This is a genomic window from Streptomyces sp. CNQ329 (genome assembly GCF_000482585.1).
The window spans coordinates 56,527-75,791 of the sequence record NZ_AXVU01000009.1; the positions used below are offsets into that span (position 1 = coordinate 56,527).

Annotated in this window: 21 protein-coding genes; 10 read left to right on the forward strand and 11 right to left on the reverse strand. The window is 73.3% G+C overall.

The window, feature by feature from the left end; all coding sequences use genetic code 11:
• Positions 1–4: 4 nt before the first annotated feature.
• The 8 genes from I003_RS0108370 to I003_RS0108405 are packed head-to-tail and all read right to left on the reverse strand — an operon-like array spanning position 5 to position 6,957.
• Positions 5–2,041, reverse strand: coding sequence for an NADH-quinone oxidoreductase subunit L (locus I003_RS0108370; protein ID WP_027771111.1), 2,037 nt, complete (start codon positions 2,039–2,041; stop codon positions 5–7).
• Entirely contained in the window at positions 2,038–2,448 is a 411-nt protein-coding gene (gene nuoK / locus I003_RS0108375; RefSeq protein WP_027771112.1) for an NADH-quinone oxidoreductase subunit NuoK, read from the reverse strand. The genes I003_RS0108370 and nuoK overlap by 4 nt, the downstream gene beginning before the upstream one ends.
• Positions 2,448–3,050 (reverse strand): NADH-quinone oxidoreductase subunit J, encoded by a 603-nt coding sequence (locus I003_RS0108380; protein WP_027771113.1) that lies wholly within the window; start codon positions 3,048–3,050, stop codon positions 2,448–2,450. The genes nuoK and I003_RS0108380 overlap by 1 nt, the downstream gene beginning before the upstream one ends.
• Positions 3,047–3,559, reverse strand: coding sequence for a 4Fe-4S binding protein (locus I003_RS0108385; protein WP_199784254.1), 513 nt, complete (start codon positions 3,557–3,559; stop codon positions 3,047–3,049). The genes I003_RS0108380 and I003_RS0108385 overlap by 4 nt, the downstream gene beginning before the upstream one ends.
• A 44-nt stretch (positions 3,560–3,603) precedes the next feature.
• Complete coding sequence (locus I003_RS0108390) at positions 3,604–4,563, reverse strand: complex I subunit 1 family protein (protein WP_027771115.1); 960 nt, start codon at positions 4,561–4,563, stop codon at positions 3,604–3,606.
• Positions 4,560–5,984 (reverse strand): NADH-quinone oxidoreductase subunit C, encoded by a 1,425-nt coding sequence (locus I003_RS31735; protein WP_051368142.1) that lies wholly within the window; start codon positions 5,982–5,984, stop codon positions 4,560–4,562. Before I003_RS31735 ends, I003_RS0108390 begins: the two co-directional genes overlap by 4 nt.
• Positions 5,984–6,565, reverse strand: coding sequence for a NuoB/complex I 20 kDa subunit family protein (locus I003_RS0108400; protein WP_027771116.1), 582 nt, complete (start codon positions 6,563–6,565; stop codon positions 5,984–5,986). Before I003_RS0108400 ends, I003_RS31735 begins: the two co-directional genes overlap by 1 nt.
• Positions 6,556–6,957, reverse strand: a complete 402-nt coding sequence (locus tag I003_RS0108405) for an NADH-quinone oxidoreductase subunit A (protein WP_027771117.1) — start codon at positions 6,955–6,957, stop codon at positions 6,556–6,558. Before I003_RS0108405 ends, I003_RS0108400 begins: the two co-directional genes overlap by 10 nt.
• Before the next feature lie 284 nt (positions 6,958–7,241).
• Here I003_RS0108405 and I003_RS0108410 point away from each other — a divergent pair, with 284 nt between their 5' ends.
• From I003_RS0108410 to I003_RS0108430, 5 genes are all read left to right on the forward strand, one after another.
• Positions 7,242–8,450 carry a sensor domain-containing protein gene (locus tag I003_RS0108410; RefSeq protein WP_027771118.1) on the forward strand — a complete coding sequence of 403 codons (1,209 nt, stop codon included), beginning with the start codon at positions 7,242–7,244 and terminating at the stop codon, positions 8,448–8,450.
• A gap of 139 nt (positions 8,451–8,589) precedes the next feature.
• Positions 8,590–9,906 carry a sensor histidine kinase gene (locus I003_RS0108415; RefSeq protein ID WP_027771119.1) on the forward strand — a complete coding sequence of 439 codons (1,317 nt, stop codon included), beginning with the start codon at positions 8,590–8,592 and terminating at the stop codon, positions 9,904–9,906.
• 133 nt (positions 9,907–10,039) lie between these two features.
• Positions 10,040–10,699 carry a response regulator transcription factor gene (locus I003_RS0108420; protein ID WP_027771120.1) on the forward strand — a complete coding sequence of 220 codons (660 nt, stop codon included), beginning with the start codon at positions 10,040–10,042 and terminating at the stop codon, positions 10,697–10,699.
• 229 nt (positions 10,700–10,928) lie between these two features.
• Positions 10,929–12,806 carry a 2-oxoacid:acceptor oxidoreductase subunit alpha gene (locus I003_RS0108425; protein WP_027771121.1) on the forward strand — a complete coding sequence of 626 codons (1,878 nt, stop codon included), beginning with the start codon at positions 10,929–10,931 and terminating at the stop codon, positions 12,804–12,806.
• The gene (locus tag I003_RS0108430; protein WP_027771122.1) at positions 12,799–13,875 is read left to right on the forward strand and encodes a 2-oxoacid:ferredoxin oxidoreductase subunit beta; all 1,077 of its coding nucleotides are present in this window, start codon (positions 12,799–12,801) and stop codon (positions 13,873–13,875) included. The genes I003_RS0108425 and I003_RS0108430 overlap by 8 nt, the downstream gene beginning before the upstream one ends.
• 78 nt (positions 13,876–13,953) lie before the next feature.
• Here the strand turns inward: I003_RS0108430 and I003_RS0108435 are convergent, their stop codons facing one another.
• Positions 13,954–14,358, reverse strand: coding sequence for a winged helix-turn-helix transcriptional regulator (locus tag I003_RS0108435; RefSeq protein WP_027771123.1), 405 nt, complete (start codon positions 14,356–14,358; stop codon positions 13,954–13,956).
• 75 nt (positions 14,359–14,433) lie between these two features.
• Between I003_RS0108435 and I003_RS0108440 the strand changes: the two genes are divergently transcribed.
• The 4 genes from I003_RS0108440 to I003_RS0108455 all read left to right on the forward strand — a co-directional run bounded on the left by I003_RS0108440 (position 14,434) and on the right by I003_RS0108455 (position 17,663).
• On the forward strand, positions 14,434–15,318 hold the full coding sequence (locus I003_RS0108440) for an NmrA family NAD(P)-binding protein (protein ID WP_027771124.1): 885 nt from the start codon (positions 14,434–14,436) through the stop codon (positions 15,316–15,318).
• A gap of 100 nt (positions 15,319–15,418) precedes the next feature.
• A complete protein-coding gene (rarD, locus tag I003_RS0108445; RefSeq protein WP_027771125.1) occupies positions 15,419–16,447 on the forward strand; it encodes an EamA family transporter RarD in 1,029 nt (342 codons plus the stop codon).
• An 86-nt stretch (positions 16,448–16,533) separates the two neighbouring features.
• Entirely contained in the window at positions 16,534–16,884 is a 351-nt protein-coding gene (locus tag I003_RS0108450; protein WP_486584139.1) for a hypothetical protein, read from the forward strand.
• The gene (locus tag I003_RS0108455) at positions 16,881–17,663 is read left to right on the forward strand and encodes an APH(3'') family aminoglycoside O-phosphotransferase (protein ID WP_027771127.1); all 783 of its coding nucleotides are present in this window, start codon (positions 16,881–16,883) and stop codon (positions 17,661–17,663) included. The genes I003_RS0108450 and I003_RS0108455 overlap by 4 nt, the downstream gene beginning before the upstream one ends.
• A gap of 4 nt (positions 17,664–17,667) precedes the next feature.
• On the opposite strand, the gene I003_RS0108460 is transcribed toward I003_RS0108455, so the two are convergent.
• Positions 17,668–18,123: an NUDIX domain-containing protein gene (locus tag I003_RS0108460; RefSeq protein WP_027771128.1), complete on the reverse strand. Its 456-nt coding sequence runs from the start codon at positions 18,121–18,123 to the stop codon at positions 17,668–17,670.
• 10 nt (positions 18,124–18,133) lie between these two features.
• Positions 18,134–18,751 (reverse strand): ABATE domain-containing protein, encoded by a 618-nt coding sequence (locus tag I003_RS0108465; RefSeq protein ID WP_027771129.1) that lies wholly within the window; start codon positions 18,749–18,751, stop codon positions 18,134–18,136.
• Between the two features lie 20 nt (positions 18,752–18,771).
• On the opposite strand from I003_RS0108465, the gene I003_RS0108470 reads away from it, so the two are divergent.
• On the forward strand, positions 18,772–19,227 hold the full coding sequence (locus I003_RS0108470; RefSeq protein WP_027771130.1) for a VOC family protein: 456 nt from the start codon (positions 18,772–18,774) through the stop codon (positions 19,225–19,227).
• Positions 19,228–19,265 lie beyond the last annotated feature (38 nt).

Genomic DNA, 19,265 nt, shown 5'->3' on the forward strand with positions numbered 1-19,265 from the left:
GGCGTCAGCCTCCCGTGACCGACGTGGTGGCGACGACGACGGCGACGGCCAGGACGAGCGCGCCGCCGAGCAGCGCGCCGAGGTAGCTCTGCACGTTGCCGGTCTGGGCGCGGCGGACGGCGGCGCCGAGCAGGCGGGGCGCGGCGCCCGCGCCGCGTACGTACGTGTCGACGACCTCCCGGTCCAGGAAGCGGACCAGGCGGGCCGCGGCCCGTACCGGGCGGACGAAGAGCGCGGCGTACAGGGCGTCGAGGTGGAAGCCGCTGCCGGCGTGCCGGTAGAGGGCGGGGCCGAGGAGGATCCGGCCGGGGTCCGTGGAGGTGCCGTCGGGGGCGGCGCCCGACGCGGCGGCGCCCACGTCCGACGGGCTGCCGTACACCGCGTCGTGCGTGGCCTCCGCCTCGGCCTCGGTGAGGGCGGGCTCGGCCTCGGGGTGGGCGGCGACCGCGCCGGCGGGGACGCGGGCGGCGAGCCCCGCGGTCTGCTTCCACGCCGCGTACGTCGCCATCATGCCGACGAGCGCCAGCCCGGTGCCGAGGACGGCGGTGGCGAGCGTCGGCGTGAGGGAGTGGTCGCCGAGCCAGTCGGGCAGCGTCCAGGCGGTCAGCCCGAAGGCGACGGTGGGCACGAGCAGCAGCCACAGCACGGCGTTCATCACCACCGGCTGCCGGCCGTGGCCGGGAGCGGGTTCACCGCGGCCGTGGAAGGCGAGCAGCCACAGCCGCGCGGCGTACGCGGCGGTGAGCAGCGCGGCGGCCAGCCCGGCGACCAGCACGGTCCAGGCCGCGGCGGCGGGGACGCCCTCCGCGTCGCCCGTCACGGCGTGTTCCGCGGCGCCGAGGACGGCTTCCTTGGAGAAGAAGCCGGAGAAGGGCGGGAGGGCGGCGAGGGCGAGGAGGGCGGCGGTCATCGTCCAGTAGGCGTCCGGCACGCGCTCGCGCAGGCCGCCCATCCGGGCCATCGCGGCCAGCGAGTTGGTGCCGGCGGCGTGGATGACGACGCCGGCGGCGAGGAAGAGCAGCGCCTTGAAGGCGCCGTGCGAGAGGAGGTGGAAGACGGCGGCGTCCCGGGAGCCGACGGCCAGCGCGCCGGTCATGTAGCCGAGTTGCCCGACCGTCGAGTAGGCGAGCACGCGTTTGATGTCGTCCTGGGCGAGCGCGGCCAGCGCCGAGCCGGCCATGGTGACGGCGGCCATGACCGCGAGCACCACCAGCGCGGCGGCCGACGCGGCGAAGACGGGCAGCAGCCGGGCGACGACGTACACGCCGGCCGCGACCATCGTCGCCGCGTGGATCAGCGCGGAGACCGGCGTGGGGCCGGCCATCGCGTCGGGCAGCCAGGTGTGCAGCGGGAACTGCGCGGACTTGCCGGCGACCCCGGCGAGCAGCAGCAGCGCGAGGAGCGTGGGGTGGGCCAGGCCGTCGCCGGAGACGGCCGCGGTCAGGATGCCGTCGATGCGGAACGTGCCGGCCTCGGAGGCGAGCGCGAAGACGCCGATGAGAAAGGGGACGTCGCCCAGCTTGGTGACCAGGAACGCCTTCAGCGAGGCGGCCCGTGCGACCTCCGTCTCCCAGTAGTGGCCGACGAGGAAGTACGAGCAGATGCCCATGACCTCCCAGCCGACCATCAGCACCATCAGGTCGCCGGAGTAGACGACGAGGAACATCGCGGCGGTGAAGAGGGAGACCAGGGCGGCGTACGAGGCGTAGCGCCGGTCGTCGCGCAGATAGCCGGTGGAGTAGATCTGCACGCACGAGGCGACGACGCCGACGAGTACGGCGACCAGCACCGCCATGCCGTCGAGGTGCAGCGCCAGGTCGACGGGCACGGAGCCGGTCGGGGTCAGCTCGGTGGCGGCCGTCACCGGCTCGTCGCCGCCCTGCCGGGCCGCGACGACGGCGGCGAGCACGGCGGCCGTCACCGTCGGCAGCACGGCCAGCGGCTGCACCATGCCGGGCGAGCGGCGGCCGAGGAGCAGGGTGGCGACGGCGGCGAGGAAGGGCAGCAGGGGGACGAGTGCGGCGAGGGTGGTGGTGGTCACGCGGTGGCCTCGGCCTTCTTCGACGCGGTCCCCTGCTCGTCCCCGGCGCCGGTGTCGGGCTCTGCTCCCGCTCCGGTCCCGCCCTCGTCCGGGTCCGTGTCCGCGTCCGCAAGGTCGCGGAGGCGGTCGACGGCGGAGGTGCCCCGGTTGCGGTACACCATCAGCACGATGGCCAGCCCGATGCCGATCTCGGCGGCGGCCACGGCGATGATGAACAGTGTGAACGACTGCCCGGCGCGTAGCGTGTCACGGAGCCAGACGTCGAAGGTGACGAGGTTGAGGTTGACGGCGTTGAGCATCAGCTCGACGGACATCAGCACCAGGATCGCGTTGCGCCGCGCCAGCACGCCGTAGAGGCCCACGCAGAACAGCAGCACCGCCAGCACCGCCGGATACGCGAGATGCATCAGCCCTCCCCGCTGGTGTCGGCGGCATCGGCGGCATCGGCGGCCTCGGCGGGGCTCTCGTTTGCGGACCCGCCGCTCTTCCGGGAGAGCACGATCGCACCCACCAGGGCCGCCAGCAGCAGTACCGACAGCGCCTCGAACGGCAGCACCCAGTGCCGGAAGACGCTCTCCCCCAGCAGATCGGTCGTGCCCTTGGGCTCGTCCAGGTCGATCCACGCCGTACGGAACGCGTCCACGACCAGCGTCACCAGCAGCACCGCCGCCGCCCCCGCCACGGCCAGCGCCACCCACCGGTTGCCCGAGTCGGCGTCCGGCGAGCGGCCTATCGGCGCGCGGGTCAGCATCAGCCCGAAGAGCAGCAGCACCACCACGGAACCCACGTAGATCAGCACCTGCACCCAGGCCACGAACTCGGCCGTCAGCAGCAGGTACTCCACCGCCAGCCCGCCGAGCGCGACCACCAGCCACAGCGCGGCGTGCACCAACTGCCGGGTGGTCACGGTGATCACGGCGGCGCCGAGGGTCACCAGGCCGGTGAGAAGGAAGACGATCTCGACCCCGGTGGGCGACAGGAAGCCGTGGGACTCGGCGGCGAGGATCATGCGTCGCCCTCCCCCGCCGGTGGCTCCGCCGCCTCACGTGCGCGCGCCGCTTCCGCCTTCTCCGCGGCCCTGCGCGCCGCGCCCAGCTCCTTCGGCTCCTCCCCCGCCGGGTCCGGCGCCGGCGGGACGGGCACCGTCCACATCCAGTCGCGCAGCCGCTCCCTCTCGTGGGTCAGCTCGTGGATGTCGGTCTCCGCGTACTCGAACTCCGGCGACCAGAAAAGCGCGTCGAACGGACAGACTTCGATGCAGATCCCGCAGTACATGCACAGCGCGAAGTCGATCGCGAAACGGTCGAGCACGTTGCGACTGCGCTCGCGCCCGCCGGGGGCGGCGGGCGGCACCGTCTCCTTGTGCGAGTCGATGTAGATGCACCAGTCCGGGCACTCGCGGGCGCACAGCATGCAGACCGTGCAGTTCTCCTCGAAGAGCGCGATGACGCCGCGGCTGCGCGGCGGCAGCGCGGGCAGGTCGTCGGGGTAGTGCGCGGTGTGCGAACGCCGCGTCATCGTGCGCAGGGTGACCGCGAGCCCCTTGGCGAGCCCCTTCACCGTCAGATCACCACTTTCACGATGCCGGTCAGCGCGATCTGCGCGAGTGCGAGCGGGATGAGGGTCGTCCAGGCGAAGCGCTGGATCTGGTCCTCGCGCAGCCGCGGGTACGAGACGCGCAGCCAGATCACGGCGAACGCGAGGACGCCGGTCTTCAGCAGCGTCCACAGCCAGCCGAGCCCGTCGGCGTACGGGCCGTGCCAGCCGCCGAGGAAGAGCACGGCGGTCAGCCCGCTGAGGACGACGATGCCGGCGTACTCGGCGAGCAGGAACAGCGCGAAGCGCAGGCCGGAGTACTCGGTGTACGCGCCGAAGATGATCTCCGAGTCGGCGACGGGGGCGTCGAACGGCGGACGCTGCAGCTCCGCGAGGCCGGCGGTGAAGAACACCACCCCGCCGACGAGCTGCCACGGCAGCCACCACCACTCGAATCCGTCGACGATCCCGACGAGCGAGACCGTGCCGGCGGCCATGGCGACGGAGGCGGCGGCGAGCAGCATGGGCAGCTCGTAGGCGAGGAGCTGGGCGGCGGTACGGAGGCCGCCGAGCAGCGAGTACTTGTTCGCGGACGCCCAGCCGCCCATGAGGGACCCGAGCACGCCGACGCCCATGACGGCCAGCACGAAGAAGATCCCGGCGTCCAGGGCCTCCCCGACGCCGCCGTCGGGGGCGAAGGGGATGGCGACGAGAACGAGGAGATACGGCAGAAGGGCGACGACGGGGGCGAGCTGGAAGACCCGCCGGTCGGCACCGGCGGGGACGACGTCCTCCTTCTGCACGAACTTGACGCCGTCGGCGACGAGTTGGGCCCAGCCGTGGAAGCCGCCGGCGTACATGGGGCCTACGCGGCCCTGCATGTGGGCCATGACCTTGTGCTCGGTCTGCCCGACGACGAGGGGAAAGAGCAGAAAGACGACCAGCACGGCGAGAAGGGTGAGCAGAACCTCCACCACGTCGTTCACGGCGCTTCACCGCCTCGGCCCTCACCGGCGTCTTCGCCCGCGGCGGGCGGGGCGGATCCTTCCGGCGCCGGCTCTTCGGGTTCGCCTGGCGCGGGAGCCCGCTGCTCGCCTGCGGCGGGCGGGGTGTCCCGGTCCGGGGCCGGGTTCTGGGGCGGGGTCGGCTCGTCGTCGGACCGGGGGCGTTGCCAGGGGGCGTCGGGCGTGCTCGTACGGGGCCGCCGCCCCCCTGCCGCGGCGGGCCCGCCGCCGGCGGCCCGCTGCGAGGCGGAACCCTCGCTTGCGGAGCGCGCGCGCCGTGCACCGCGAGGCGGGCGACGGGCCCCGGCTTCGCCGGGGGCCGTACCCGCCGTTCCCGGCTCGGCGCCGCCGGGCGCCGCTTCCGCGGCGGCGGCCCCGCCGTCCGTACGGCCACCCTCCTGCGCCTCGGCCCGCCCGGCCACGGAACCCTCGCCCTCCGGCACCGACGCACCATCGGCGGCCCGCTGGGACGCCGAACCCTCGCTCGCCGAACGCGAACGCCGCGCGCCCCGGGGCCGACGACCGGCCCCCGCATCGCCGGGCGCCGCGCCCGCGGCATCACCGGAGGTACGGCCGCCGTTCTGTGTGCCGGTCTGTCCGGCCGCGGAAGCCTCGTCCACCGGCGCCGGTGCGCCGGCGGGGCGCTGCGATGCCGAGCCCTCGCCCGCCGAGCGCGTGCGCCGCGCGCCGCGGGGCGGGCGGGCGCCGGTGTCGCCTCGTGGACCGCCTTCGGTGGGCGCCGCCTCCGAGGCGGAGCCCGGGTCCGCCGCGCGGGGGCGGCGGGGTGGGGTGCCGCGGCGGGTGGCGCGGGTGGGGGCCGGGGGGAGGGTGCCCTTCAGGGGGCCCCAGTCGTTGGGGTCCGGGACGCCCGGGGGCTGCATCTGGCGGCGCTTCGGGCCGCCCGCGTGGGATTCGCCCGGTTCCTTGGCGCCGGGCCATGCCTTCGCCACCCTCGCCGCCAGGACGAAGTCCTTGCGCAGCGGGTGGCCCTCGAACTCCTCCGGCAGCAGCAGCCGCGCCAGGTAGGGGTGGCCGGGGAAGGCGACGCCGAACATCTCGTGCGTCTCCCGCTCGTGCCACGCCGCCCCCGCGTAGACGTCCGTCGCCGTCGGAAGCTCCGGGGCGGCGTGCGGCACCGTCGTGCGGAGCAGCAGCCGCCGCGGCGGGGTGCCGACCGCGACGACGTGGGCGGCGATGCGGAAGCCCTCGGCCGGTTCGTCGACGGCGCTGAGCCAGTCGAAGAACGTGCAGCCCAGCTCGTCGCGGGCGGTCCGCAGCGCCGTGGTCCAGGATGCGGCGGGTACGTCCACCGTCAGGACGTCGTACGCCTCCTTCGCCACCGCTTCCCCGCCGAACAGGTCCGCCGCCGGCCGTGGGAGCCAGCCCTCCCCCTGCTCCGTCATCAGCCGCCCTCCGGCGGCTTCACCAGCCCGCTCGTCAGCGCCCCCACCGGCGCCCGGGATCCGGCGGCCTCGTTTCCGTACCGCTCCTGAAGCGATTCCCGCGCGATCTTCTCCTGGAGCTTGAGGATTCCCTGCAGCAGCGCCTCCGGCCGCGGGGGGCAGCCCGGCACGTACACGTCCACGGGGATGATCTGGTCCACGCCCTTCGTCACCGCGTACGAGTCCCAGTAGGGCCCGCCGCAGTTGGAGCACGCGCCGAAGGAGATCACGTACTTCGGCTCGGGCATCTGCTCGTAGAGCCGCTTCACCGACGGCGCCATCTTGTCCGTGACCGTGCCGGACACCACCATCAGGTCCGCCTGCCGCGGGCCCGGCGCGAGCGGGATGACGCCGAGGCGGATGAAGTCGTGCCGGGCCATCGACGCGGCGATGAACTCGATCGCGCAGCAGGCGAGGCCGAAGTTGAAGACCCACAGGCTGTAGCGGCGGCCCCAGTTGAGCACGACCTTCATCGGCTGGGGTGCCAGCCGTTGGAGGAGGCCCACGCTCTGCGCGGGGGCGGCGGCGGGGTTCACGTCCATTCCAGGACGCCCTTCTTCCAGGCGTACAGAAGGCCCACGGCGAGGAAGCCGAGGAAGAGGAACATCTCCACGAGCGTCACGGCCCCGTACCCCGGCGCCGCGAAGACGGTCGCCCAGGGGAAGAGGAAGACGACGTCGACCGCGAAGATCACGTACAGGAAGGCGTACACGTAGTAACGGACCTGGGTGTGCGCCCAGCCCTCCCCGACCGGGTCCACCCCGCACTCGTACGTCAGCAGCTTCTCCGGTGTCGGCACCGCGGGCCGCAGCAGCCGGGCGGCGCCGAAGGCGACCACGACGAAGAGCAGGCCCAGCACGGCGACGAGGCCGACCACCCCGTAGCCGTCGAAGTACCCGGCGGCGACGGCGTCGGCGGCGACAATGTCCGGCACGTCCGCTTCGCTCCCTGACTGCTGTGGCTGGATGACCGTGCTCATTCGGTCAGACATCGACCTGTACGGGCAAGGAGTGTAGGCCCTGCCCCGCGGGCTGTGCCCCTCTCGTGTACGCCACTTCCTTCGCGCCGCAGCCGCCGCGGAGGCCGCACCCGCCCCACCGGACCCGCACCCCGGGGGGCGAAACGGAGACTTCTCCGTAAAGGGTGGGGTTAACCCCCGTGCGTTCCCCGGTACACCCCCCATGGCGCCTCCGTGCCCCGGCGCGGCACCCTGGGAGAATGACGCACAGCCGCCTTGGCACGGAGCCGCTGGCCAAGCCGCGCGGCGGCGAGCCGCTGCCCCCGCCGCGCCCGCCGCTCAGCGGCACGACCTGGCTTGAGGTCGTGCATCTGCTGGTGAACCTCCCCATGGCGCTCTTCGCCTTCACCTACGTCTCGATCTGGCTGTACGCCGGCGCGTTGCTCTCGATCACCGTCATCGGCCTGCCGCTGCTGGCCGGGGGCCTTGCCGGGGCCCGCCTGCTCGGGTCGTGGGAGCGCGCGCGGGCGCGGGCGCTGCTCGGGGTGCACGTCGACGCGCCGACGCCGATCCGGCGCAGCACCTACGGCGGCTTTCTGCCGTGGCTGTGGGCGACGCTGAAGGACCCGGTGGGCTGGCGGACGACGCTGTACAGCGTGATCCGGCTGCCGTGGGGGATCCTCACGTTCGCCGTGGTGATCGTGTCGCTGTTCGTGCTGTGGCCGCTGCTGCCGTGGCTGGCGCGTGGGCTGGCGGACGGGGACCGGGCGATGGTGCGCGGGCTGCTGGCGCCGTCGGATCCGCTGGAGCGGCGGATCAAGGAGCTGGAGGAGGGCCGCGCGGTCGTGGTGGACACGTCGGCGGCGGACCTGCGGCGCATCGAGCGCGACCTGCACGACGGCGCACAGGCCCGCCTCGTCGCGCTGGCCATGGACCTCGGCCTGGCGAAGGAGAAACTGCTGGAGGACCCGGAAGCCGCGGCCGAGATGGTCGGCGAGGCCCACGGCGAGGTCAAACTCGCCCTCCAGGAGCTGCGCGACCTCGCCCGCGGCATCCACCCGGCGATCCTCACCGACCGCGGCCTCGGCCCCGCGCTCTCCGCGGTCGCCGCCCGCTGCACGGTGCCCGTCGCGGTCACCGTCGATCTCAGGGAACGCCCGGCGCAGGCCATCGAGGGCATCGCGTACTACACGGTCTCCGAGCTGCTGCAGAACATCAGCAAGCACAGCGGCGCGAAGACCGCGAGCGCCGACGTGTGGCGGGCCGAGGGGCGCATCATGCTCCAGGTCACCGACGACGGGAAGGGCGGCGCCCGGCTGGACGGCGGCACGGGGCTCTCGGGGCTGGCGGACCGGCTGGGCTCGGTGGACGGGCTGCTGGTCGTCGACTCGCCGCCCGGTGGACCCACGGTCGTCACCGCCGAACTCCCCTGGCGCAACCGCGAGCCGGCGGCGCAGGCGCGCGCGTAGCCCCACCGGGCGGGGGTGGGGTTTTCCCCCGTACCGACAGACCGACCTGCTCCATGGCCCGCGGCGCCCCCGCCGGGGAGGCTGGAGGCACAAGCTCGACAGATTCGTCACCAGCGCTCCGGCAGAAGGACTTTCGACGATGGACAGCACCGCGTACGCCCCCGAGGCCCGCCGCCCGCGGCTTCCTCTCGCCCTGCGCGCGCCCTTCGAGGCACGCGTCTGGCGCGAATTCCTCTACCACCTGCTCAGCCTGCCGGTGTCGATCGTGTTCTTCGTCTACACGATCACGTTGCTGTCGCTGGGCGTCGGCCTGCTGATCACCTTCCTCGGCGTCCCCGTGCTCGCCGCGATGCTGGCCGGCTGTCGCGGCATGGGCTACTTCGAGCGGACCCGCGCGCGGCTGCTCCTCGGCGTGCACGTGGAGGATCCGGAGCCGCTGCACCGGCGGGCGTCGGGGTTCATGGGCTGGGTCGGGTCGCTGTTCCGCAGCGGTGAGTCGTGGCGGACGATGCTCTACGGGCTGCTGCACATGTTCTGGGCCGTGTGCTCGTTCTCGATCTCCCTGGCCATGATGTTCTGGAGCTGGTCGATGGTCACGTACCCGCTGTGGCAGTGGGTCTTCCCGGCGCACTGGGGCCAGGACGGGCTGCAGGTGTACGGGAACGCCGAGGGAGAGGGCTGGTACCTGGACTCGCCGCTGGAGCAGCTCTTCGCGGTCGGCGTGGGCGCGGTGTTCCTGCTGGCCTCGCCGTGGGTGGTGCGCAGCCTGTCGTACGTGGACCGGGCGATGGTCGTCGGGCTGCTGGGCCCGTCGAAGCTGGCGACCAGGGTGCAGGAGCTGGAGACCGACCGCGCGGTCGTGGTGGACACGTCGGCGGCGGACCTGCGGCGCATCGAGCGCGACCTGCACGACGGCGCCCAGGCCCGCCTCGTCGCGCTGGCCATGGACCTCGGCCTGGCGAAGGAGAAACTGCTGGAGGACCCGGAGGCCGCGGCCGAGATGGTCGGCGAGGCCCACGGCGAGGTCAAACTCGCCCTCCAGGAGCTGCGCGACCTCGCCCGCGGCATCCACCCGGCGATCCTCACCGACCGCGGCCTCGGCCCCGCGCTCTCCGCGGTCGCCGCCCGCTGCACGGTGCCCGTGTCGGTGACGGTGGACCTGCTGGAGCGGCCGGCGCAGTCGATCGAGGGCATCGCGTACTACACGACCTCCGAGCTGCTGCAGAACATCAGCAAGCACAGCGGTGCGAGCCGGGCCATGGTGGACCTGTGGCGCGCGGACGGCCGGCTGATGATCCAGGTGACGGACGACGGCAACGGCGGTGCGCGGCTGGACGCGGGCTCCGGGCTCACGGGGCTGGCGGAGCGGCTGGGGTCGGTGGACGGGCTGCTGGTCGTCGACTCGCCGCCCGGCGGCCCGACGGTGGTCACGGCGGAGCTTCCCTGGCGGGCGTGAGCACCCCCGGCCGCGGCGTTTCCCGCCCCTTACCTGCCGCCATCCGCTTCCGGCGCCTCGCCTCGCGGGGAATCCTGGGATGCTGGAGGCCGACACATCTTCGTATGGGGGGCAGGCAACGGTGGAGGACAGCGTGCGGGTGGTCATCGCCGAGGATTCGGTGCTGCTGCGGGAGGGGCTCACCCGGCTGCTCACCGACCGGGGTCACGAGGTCGTCGCCGGGGTGGGCGACGGGGTGGCGCTGGTCAAGACGGTCGGGGAGCTGGCCGCCGAGGGGCGCGCGCCCGACGTCGTCGTCGCCGACGTACGCATGCCGCCGACGCACACCGACGAAGGGGTCCGCGCCGCCGTGGAACTGCGGCGCGACCACCCGGACGTCGGTGTGCTGGTGCTCTCGCAGTACGTCGAGGAGCAGTACGCCACCGAGCTGATCGCCGGCTCCAGCCGCGGGGTCGGATATCTGCTGAAGGACCGGGTCGCGGAGGTCCGCGAATTCGTGGACGCCGTCGTGCGCGTGGCCGAGGGCGGCACGGCGCTCGACCCGGAGGTCGTCGCCCAGTTGCTGGGCCGCAGCCGCAAGCAGGACGTGCTCGCCGGGCTGACCCCCCGGGAGCGCGAGGTGCTGGGCCTGATGGCCGAGGGGCGGACGAACTCGGCGATCGCCGGGCAGCTCGTCGTGAGCGACGGCGCGGTGGAGAAGCACGTGAGCAACATCTTCATGAAACTCGGACTGGCGCCGAGTGAGGGAGATCACCGCCGGGTGCTCGCGGTCCTCACCTATCTCAACTCCTGACCGCGCCCTGAGCTGGCAACCCGGCCTCCGGTGACAAGGGATTGTCACACCGGCGGAGGAGCCTGACAGGGCGCTAGATGGCGACAAAAGCGGATATACCCTGCCGTCTCACCACTGTCCAGTTTGCGGACAGACCCAGGAAGGCATGCCTAACCGACGTACGATGGTCGCTGGGTCAGGTGGCCGGAATCCCGTTCCCGAACGGCCGCCGCGAGGGAGGTCCACGAAGGTGACCAGCGAGGTCAACAGCAAAGAGGTCAAGCGCCTGGACCGGGTGATCATCCGGTTCGCCGGTGACTCCGGAGACGGGATGCAGCTGACCGGGGACCGCTTCACCTCGGAGACGGCGTCGTTCGGCAACGACCTGTCGACGCTCCCGAACTTCCCCGCCGAGATCCGCGCCCCCGCAGGCACGCTGCCGGGGGTCTCCAGTTTCCAGGTGCACTTCGCCGACCACGACATCCTCACCCCGGGCGACGCGCCCAACGTGCTGGTCGCCATGAACCCGGCCGCCCTGAAGGCGAACATCGGCGACGTCCCGCGCGGCGCCGAGGTGATCATCAACACCGACGAGTTCACCAAGCGCGCCATGGCCAAGGTGGGGTACGAGGCGAGCCCTCTGGAGGACGGCTCCCTCGACGGCTACAGCGTGCACGAGGTGCCGCTGACCACGCTGACGGTCGAGGCCCTGAAGGAGTTCGGGCTGTCCCGCAAGGACGCCGGGCGCTCCAAGAACATGTTCGCCCTCGGCCTGCTGAGCTGGATGTACCACCGCCCGACCGAGGGCACGGTGGAGTTCCTGCGGACGAAGTTCGCCAAGAAGCCAGACATCGCCGAGGCGAACATCTCCGCCTTCCGGGCGGGGTGGAACTTCGGCGAGACGACCGAGGACTTCGCCGTCTCCTACGAGGTGTCCCCGGCCCAGTCCGCCTTCCCCCCCGGCACGTACCGCTCGATCTCCGGGAACCTGGCGCTCGCGTACGGCCTGATCGCCGCGGGGCAGCAGGCGGACCTGCCGCTGTTCCTCGGCTCGTACCCGATCACGCCGGCCTCCGACATCCTGCACGAGCTGAGCCGGCACAAGAACTTCGGCGTACGCACCTTCCAGGCCGAGGACGAGATCGCCGGCATCGGCGCCGCGCTCGGCGCGGCCTTCGGCGGCGCGCTGGGCGTGACGACGACCTCCGGCCCCGGCGTGGCGCTGAAGGCCGAGACCGTGGGCCTGGCGGTGTCGCTGGAGCTGCCGCTGCTGATCGTGGACATCCAGCGCGGCGGCCCCTCGACCGGGCTGCCCACCAAGACCGAGCAGGCGGACCTGCTGCAGGCGATGTACGGGCGCAACGGCGAGGCGCCGGTGCCGATCGTCGCGCCGGCCACGCCGTCCGACTGCTTCACGGCGGCGCTGGACGCGGCCCGTATCGCGCTGACGTACCGCACGCCGGTGATGCTGCTCTCCGACGGCTACCTCGCCAACGGCTCCGAGCCCTGGCGCATCCCGGAGGTCGACGAGCTGCCGGACCTGCGGGTGCAGTTCGCCGGCAAGCCGAACCACACCCTGGACGACGGCACCGAGGTCTTCTGGCCGTACAAACGCGACCCGCAGACCCTCGCCCGCCCCTGGGCGATCCCCGGTACCCCGGGCCTGGAGCACCGCATCGGCGGCATCGAGAAGGAGGACGGCTCCGGCAACATCTCGTACTCGCCGTCCAACCACGACCTCATGGTGCGCACCCGCCAGGCGAAGGTCGACGGCATCGAGGTGCCCGACATCGAGGTCGACGACCCGGACGGCACGGCGCGCACGCTGGTGCTGGGCTGGGGCTCGACGTACGGGCCGATCACCGCCGCCGTACGCCGCGTGCGCCGCGCCGGCGACCCCATCGCCCAGGCGCACCTGCGCAACCTCAACCCGTTCCCGGCCAACCTCGGCGAGGTGCTGGCCGCGTACGACAAGGTCGTCGTCCCCGAGATGAACCTCGGGCAGCTCGCGACCCTGATCCGCGCCAGGTACCTCGTGGACGCCTTCTCCTACAACCAGGTCAACGGCATGCCGTTCAAGGCCGAGCAGCTCGCCACCGCCCTCAAGGAGGCCATCGACAATGGCTGAGACGACCGCCGAGGGACCGGCGATCGACGCCCTCTCGCTGATCCCCAAGGCCGACGCCAAGCAGTCCATGAAGGACTTCAAGACGGACCAGGAGGTGCGCTGGTGCCCCGGTTGCGGGGACTACGCCGTCCTCGCCGCCGTCCAGGGGTTCATGCCGGAGCTGGGCCTGGCCAAGGAGAACATCGTCTTCATCTCCGGCATCGGCTGCTCGTCCCGCTTCCCGTACTACATGAACACCTACGGGATGCACTCCATCCACGGCCGCGCCCCGGCCATCGCCACCGGCCTGGCCGGCACCCGGCGCGACCTGTCCGTGTGGGTCGTCACCGGCGACGGCGACGCGCTGTCCATCGGCGGCAACCACCTGATCCACGCGCTCCGCCGCAACGTCAACCTCAAGATCCTGCTCTTCAACAACCGGATCTACGGGCTGACCAAGGGGCAGTACTCGCCGACCTCCGAGGTGGGCAAGGTCACCAAGTCCACGCCGATGGGCTCGCTGGACGCGCCGTTCAACCCGATCTCCGTGGCGCTGGGCGCGGAGGCGTCGTTCGTCGCCCGCACGGTCGACTCGGACCGCAAGCACCTCACCGAGACGCTGCGCGCGGCGGCGGCCCATCCGGGCACGGCGCTGATCGAGATCTACCAGAACTGCAACATCTTCAACGACAACGCCTTCGAGGTGCTGAAGGACCGCCAGCAGGCCCAGGAGGCGGTGATCCGGCTCCAGCACGGGCAGCCGATCCGCTTCGGCGCCGACGACCACAAGGGCGTCGTGCGCAACCCGGCCACGGGCGACCTGGAGATCGTGGAGGTGACCCCGGAGAACGAGGCGGACGTCCTCGTCCACGACGCGCACGCCGCCACCCCGACGACGGCGTTCGCGCTCTCCCGGCTGGCCGATCCCAACACGCTGCACCACACGCCGATCGGCGTCCTGCGGGACGTGAACCGGCAGGTGTACGACACGGAGATGGCCGAGCAGCTCGACGAGGCGGTGCAGCGCAAGGGCAAGGGCGACCTGGCGGGGCTGCTCGCCGGGGGCGACACGTGGACGGTGCTCGGCTGAGCCGGTAGCCGACCCCGCGCCGGCGGGCGTCCGTCCGGGGCGCGCCGGCTCCGACGACCCGGGCCCGGGCCTGTTCCCTCAGGCCCGGGCCTCGTCGTACCCCTCCCGTGCCGCCGTCACCGCCGGCACGCTGTCGTTCGCCCAGACCGCCAACGGCCGTACCAGCAGGGCCGCCTGCTCGCCGAGCGGGGTCAGCGAGTACTCCACGTGCGGCGGGATGACGGGCTTGGCCTCGCGCAGCACCAGGCCGTCGCGCTCCAGGGTCTGCAGGGTCTGCGCGAGCATCTTCTCGCTCACCCCGCCGATCCGCCGCCGCAGCGCGCTGAACCGCATCGTCCCCTCCAGCAGCGCGAGCAGCACCAGCACGCCCCAGCGGCTGACGACGTGCTCCATGATGTTCCGCGCGGGGCAGTCGGCCGTGATGACGTCCGGAAAACCCCGCAGACGAGGGGCCGCGTCCGCCGCCTCCATGCCTGCCTGCATGCTTACCTCCACACCAGTACCTTACGTTGAAGTGGGTACTTTCTTCTCGTAAGTATGCAGCCTACGGTGGCGGACATGAAGATCACCGTCACCGGAGCCACCGGACACCTCGGCCGCCTCGTCGTCGCGGCCCTGCTGGAGCAGGTCCCCGCGCAGCGGGTGGCCGCCGTCGTACGCACCCGGGACAGGGCCGCGGACCTCGCGGCGCGCGGGGTGGAGGTGCGGGTCGCCGACTACGACGAGCCCGCCACGCTCGCGGACGCCTTCCGCGCGGGCGAGCGGGTGCTGTTCGTCTCGGGCAGCGAGGTCGGGCGGCGGGTGCCACAGCACCGGGCGGTCGTCGACGCCGCCGCGGCGGCGGGCGTGGCGCTGCTCGCGTACACCGGCATCCTGGGCGGGCCGAAGGCGGACTTCCTGCTGGCGGACGAGCACAAGGCCACCGAGCAGTTCATCCGCGGCTCCGGCCTGCCGTACGTCTTCCTGCGCAACGGCTGGTACCACGAGAACTACACCGAGCACCTCGCCCCGGTCCTCGAAAGCGGCGCGGTCACCGGCGGCGCGGGCGCCGGGCGGATCGCCTCCGCCGCCCGCGCCGACTACGCCGCCGCGGCGGTCGCGGTGCTGACCGGCGAGGGGCACGCGGGCCGGGCGTACGAGCTGAGCGGCGATACGGCGTGGAGCATGCCGGAGTACGCCGCCGAGGTCGCCCGGCAGTCCGGCACGCCCGTCGAGTACCGCGACCTGCCGCCCGCCGCGCACCGGCAGGCGCTCCTCGGCGCAGGGCTGCCCGAGCCGATGGCCGACGTGCTGGTCGACGCGGACGCGGCGGTGTCCCGCGGGCTGCTCGCCGGGACCCCGGGCGAGCTGGCCCGGCTCATCGGCCGGCCGGCGACGCCGCTGGCGGAGGCGGTCGCGGCAGGACTTGCGGCGGGGTCCGCGGCGGGGTCCGCGGCGCCGTGACCGTAAGGACCCAAATGCTGATACAGATATGACAATGGGCTCTCCCGCCCGCTACCGTCGTCACGGCGCGAGCCGTGCGGGCCGCGGAAGGGGAGGGGCCGTGGGGTCACCAGGTGAAGCTCCGACGCGCGCGGCGGGCGAGGCCCGGCTCGGGCTCCTCTACGGCTTCGCCGCGTACGGCAGTTGGGGCGTCATCCCGCTGTTCTGGCCGCTGCTGGAGCCCGCGAGCCCCGCGGAGATCCTGGCCAACCGGATGGTGTGGTCGCTGGCCGCGTGCGTGCTCCTCCTGCTGGTGCTGCGCCGCTGGTCCTGGATCCGGCCGCTGCTGCGCGAGCCGCGCCGGCTGGGGCTGGTCACGGGGGCGGCGGCGACGATCACGGTCAACTGGTTCGTCTACATCTGGTCCGTCAACTCCGGCCACGTCGTCGAGGCGGCCCTCGGCTACTTCATCAACCCGCTGGTCAGCATCGCCTTCGGCGTGCTGCTGCTGCGGGAGCGGCTGCGCCCGCTGCAGTGGGCCGCGGTCGGGGTGGGCGCGGCGGCGGTGGTCGTCCTCACGGTGGGCTACGGGCGGCTGCCGTGGATCGCGCTGGTGCTGGCGTTCTCGTTCGGGACGTACGGGCTGATCAAGAAGCGGATCGGGCTGGAGGGCATCGAGTCCTTCGCCGCGGAGACGACGGTGCAGTTCCTGCCGGCGCTGGTGTTCCTGCTGGTGCTCGGGGCCCGCGGGGACGCGACGCTCCACACCGAGGGCCTGGGCCACGCGCTGCTTCTCGCGAGCTGCGGGGTGATCACCGCGTTCCCGCTGATCTGCTTCGGCGCGGCGGCGGTGCGGCTGCCGCTGTCGACGATCGGGCTGATGCAGTACCTGGCGCCGACCCTGCAGTTCGCGCTGGGAGTGCTGTACTTCCGCGAGTCGATGCCGGCGGAGCGCTGGGCGGGCTTCCTGCTGGTGTGGCTGGCGCTGGCCCTGCTCACCTACGACGCGCTGCGCACGGCGCATCGCGGCCGGCTGGAGCTGCGCCGGGCCGCGGCGGAGGCGGCTGCCGCCGCGGGGGCGGAGGCGGCAGATCCGGTGCGTGGCGCGCCCGGCACGGGCGCGACGGCGGACCCGGCGCGGCGCGCCTGACGCGGCGGGCGGTTCGGACAGCCCGTCCGATCCCGCCCCGCCGGAACGGGAGAGGCCGGCCGGCAGGCCGCACGTAGGGTGCCGGGATGGGGTGTGATCGGGTGGACACGTCGCAGGTGGCGGCGCAGGTGGGGACCGCCGGGGGCATCGGCGCGGTCGCCGGGGCCGCGCTCGCCGGCGGGCGGGGCGCGTGTGCGGCCGTCGCGGGGGCCGCGGCCGGGGCGGTCGGGCTCGGGGCGGCCGAGGCGGTCGCCCGGATGCGGCAGCGGCCGGGCGAGATCCCGGCGCTGTGGCAGCGCATCGCCATGAGCGGAGCGCTGGCCGCCGCCGCGGGCCGGGCGGGCACCCGGCTGACGGGCGCGGGCCCGGTGGCCGTGGGCACCGCGGCCGGCACCCCCTTCCTCGTTCTGCACTACCGAATGGACCGCAAGGCATGACGCACGACGACTGGATTCCGGTCACCACAGGCGAGTCGGGGGCGGCCGTCTTCCGCAGCGCGGACGGCGCCCGCTACGCCAAGCACGTGCCCGCGACGGACCCCGCCGGCGCCGCCGCGCTCGCCGCCGAGCGGGACCGCGTCGCGTGGCTGGCCGGCCAGGGCGTGAAGGGGCCCCGGGTCCTCGACTGGCACTCCGACGGCACCGGGGCCCGTCTGGTCACCGCGGCCGTCCCCGGCGTTCCCGCGGACCGGCTGCCGGCCGACGACCTGCGGGCCTGCTGGATCCGCATCGCCGAGGCCGTACGCGCCCTCCACGCACTCCCCGCCACCCGCTGCCCGTACCGCAGGGACCTGGACGACGTGATGGGCGTCGCCCGCGACGTCGTCGCCCGCGGCGCGGTGCACCCCGAGTTCCTCCCCGAGGAGCAGCAGCACACCCCCGCGGCGGAGTTGCTGGCCCGCCTCGAACCGCAGGTGTCCCGGCGCCGGAAGCAGGCCGCCGACGACACGGTGGTCTGCCACGGCGACCTCACCCTGCCGAACATCGTGCTCGACCCGGACACCCTGGACGTGTCGGGCTTCGTCGACCTGGGCCGCCTCGGACTCGCCGACCGCCACACGGACCTGGCGCTGCTCCTGGCCAACTCCCGGGAAACGTGGCCGACTGAAGCCGAAGCCCGAGCCCGGGACGCGGAGTTCGCCGAGCACTACGGGGTCGCCCCCGATCCCGGCCGCCTCCGCTTCTACCTCCACCTCGACCCCCTCACCTGGGGCTGAGCCGTCAGGTCGGCGCGCCCTCTCTGATCAGCCGGAGGTGGGACTCCTGCAGCCCCTCCGGGAGCGCGTCCGGGCTGAACCATTCCGCCGCCAGGATCTCGAAGTGGTCGAGCCTGAGCGTTCCGCCCACGTGCCGCGCCTCGTACGCGACTTCGGCGCGGAGCCGGTAGCCGCTGGTCACCCGCACCAGCCGGCCCGGCACGACGTCGAGGCCGGTCTCCTCCCGGACCTCCCGGACGACGGTCTGCGGGAACTCCTCGCCCTTGACCGCGAAGCCGGTCGGCAGCCCCCACGGCCGGGCGTCGGGCCACATCCGGTGCTTGAGCAGCAGCACCTGCCCCTGCTCGTTCCGCACCACGCCCGTCACGCCGATCATGAACTTGGCCTGTGTGAACCAGAGAATGCGCCACTGCACGGAACCGCGCACGAGCTTCCAGGCCCTTGCGAGGAGTCGCTTCATGTCCGGCCTTTCAGGGGTGGTCCGCTTCGCGGCGGGCTCTGAGGGTGCGGACCTTGTGGCGGTTGCCGCACCTCTCCATGGAACACCAGCGGCGGCGGCCCGGGCGCGAGGTGTCCGCGAAGAGGAGGTGGCAGCGCTCGCCCGCGCACTCGCGGATGCGGTGGGCGTACGGGCCGGAGAACAGGTCGACCGCGTCGCGGGCGACGGTCGAGAGCAGGTGGGCCGTCGTCGCCGGGCCCGGGGACCAGGACGGGGTGCCGTCGGGGGTGAGGCGGGGGGCCAGGGGAGGTTCGGCGGCGGCGGTGTTGAGGGTGGTGAGGTCCGCCGCGGGGAGGGGGCCGGCGTGGGCGCGGGCTCGGGTGAGGCGGAAGAGGGCGTCGCGCAGGTGGCGCACCTCCGCGACGCCGGCGTCGGTGACCGACAGTTCCGGGGCCGGGCGCAGCCTGCTGGCCGCCGCCCAGGCGACGACGTCCGCGGGGGTGTGCAGCACTTCGTACCGCGCGAAGACGCCCGGGCCGCCCGTGGTCAGCAACTCCAGGCACAGCGCACCGGGGTCGAAGTGGAAGACCTGGCCGTCCGGGGGGCGCATCGCGACGCCCGGGGCGCGGGAGCTTGCCTCGTCCACCATGTAACCAGTATAACCAGTACATGGCTCCCACGCACTGGAAAGTGGTCATCGACGCCTCCGACCCGCACGCCCAGGCCGACTTCTGGGCCGCCGCCCTCGGGTACGAGGTGGAGGACAACAGCCCGCTCATCGAGCAGCTCCTCACCGCCGGCGCCCTCACCGAGGACGTGCTCACCCGCCACCGCGACCGCCGCGCCTGGCGCACCGCCGCCGCCGTCCGCCACCCCGACGACCCGTACGACCCCGCCTCGGGAGCCGGGCTCGGCCGGCGGCTGCTCTTCAACCAGGTCCCCGAGCGCAAGCCCACGGCCAAGAACCGCCTGCACCTCGACCTCCACCCCGAGTCCGGGCGGCGCGAGGAGGAGACGGCCCGGCTGGCGGAGCTGGGCGCCGTCATCGTCCGGCACGTCAAGGAGCAGGGCGGGGAGTGGACGGTCATGACCGACCCGGAGGGCAACGAGTTCTGTGTGCACTGACGCGGGCGCGGGAACACGCCGAAGGCCGCCGCTCGCCT

Excerpts from the sequence above, each read along its gene's own strand:
- I003_RS0108410 (WP_027771118.1), top strand. The coding sequence starts at position 7,242 with ATGACGCACAGCCGCCTTGGCACGGAGCCGCTGGCCAAGCCGCGCGGC.
- I003_RS0108455 (WP_027771127.1), top strand. The coding sequence starts at position 16,881 with ATGACGCACGACGACTGGATTCCGGTCACCACAGGCGAGTCGGGGGCG.
- I003_RS0108430 (WP_027771122.1), top strand. The coding sequence starts at position 12,799 with ATGGCTGAGACGACCGCCGAGGGACCGGCGATCGACGCCCTCTCGCTG.
- I003_RS0108435 (WP_027771123.1), bottom strand. The coding sequence starts at position 14,358 with ATGCAGGCAGGCATGGAGGCGGCGGACGCGGCCCCTCGTCTGCGGGGT.
- I003_RS0108470 (WP_027771130.1), top strand. The coding sequence starts at position 18,772 with ATGGCTCCCACGCACTGGAAAGTGGTCATCGACGCCTCCGACCCGCAC.
- I003_RS0108385 (WP_199784254.1), bottom strand. The coding sequence starts at position 3,559 with ATGACGCGGCGTTCGCACACCGCGCACTACCCCGACGACCTGCCCGCG.
- I003_RS0108400 (WP_027771116.1), bottom strand. The coding sequence starts at position 6,565 with ATGGACGTGAACCCCGCCGCCGCCCCCGCGCAGAGCGTGGGCCTCCTC.
- I003_RS0108460 (WP_027771128.1), bottom strand. The coding sequence starts at position 18,123 with ATGAAGCGACTCCTCGCAAGGGCCTGGAAGCTCGTGCGCGGTTCCGTG.
- I003_RS0108465 (WP_027771129.1), bottom strand. The coding sequence starts at position 18,751 with ATGGTGGACGAGGCAAGCTCCCGCGCCCCGGGCGTCGCGATGCGCCCC.
- I003_RS31735 (WP_051368142.1), bottom strand. The coding sequence starts at position 5,984 with ATGACGGAGCAGGGGGAGGGCTGGCTCCCACGGCCGGCGGCGGACCTG.
- I003_RS0108440 (WP_027771124.1), top strand. The coding sequence starts at position 14,434 with ATGAAGATCACCGTCACCGGAGCCACCGGACACCTCGGCCGCCTCGTC.
- I003_RS0108450 (WP_486584139.1), top strand. The coding sequence starts at position 16,534 with ATGGGGTGTGATCGGGTGGACACGTCGCAGGTGGCGGCGCAGGTGGGG.
- I003_RS0108380 (WP_027771113.1), bottom strand. The coding sequence starts at position 3,050 with ATGATCCTCGCCGCCGAGTCCCACGGCTTCCTGTCGCCCACCGGGGTC.
- nuoK (WP_027771112.1), bottom strand. The coding sequence starts at position 2,448 with ATGCATCTCGCGTATCCGGCGGTGCTGGCGGTGCTGCTGTTCTGCGTG.
- I003_RS0108415 (WP_027771119.1), top strand. The coding sequence starts at position 8,590 with ATGGACAGCACCGCGTACGCCCCCGAGGCCCGCCGCCCGCGGCTTCCT.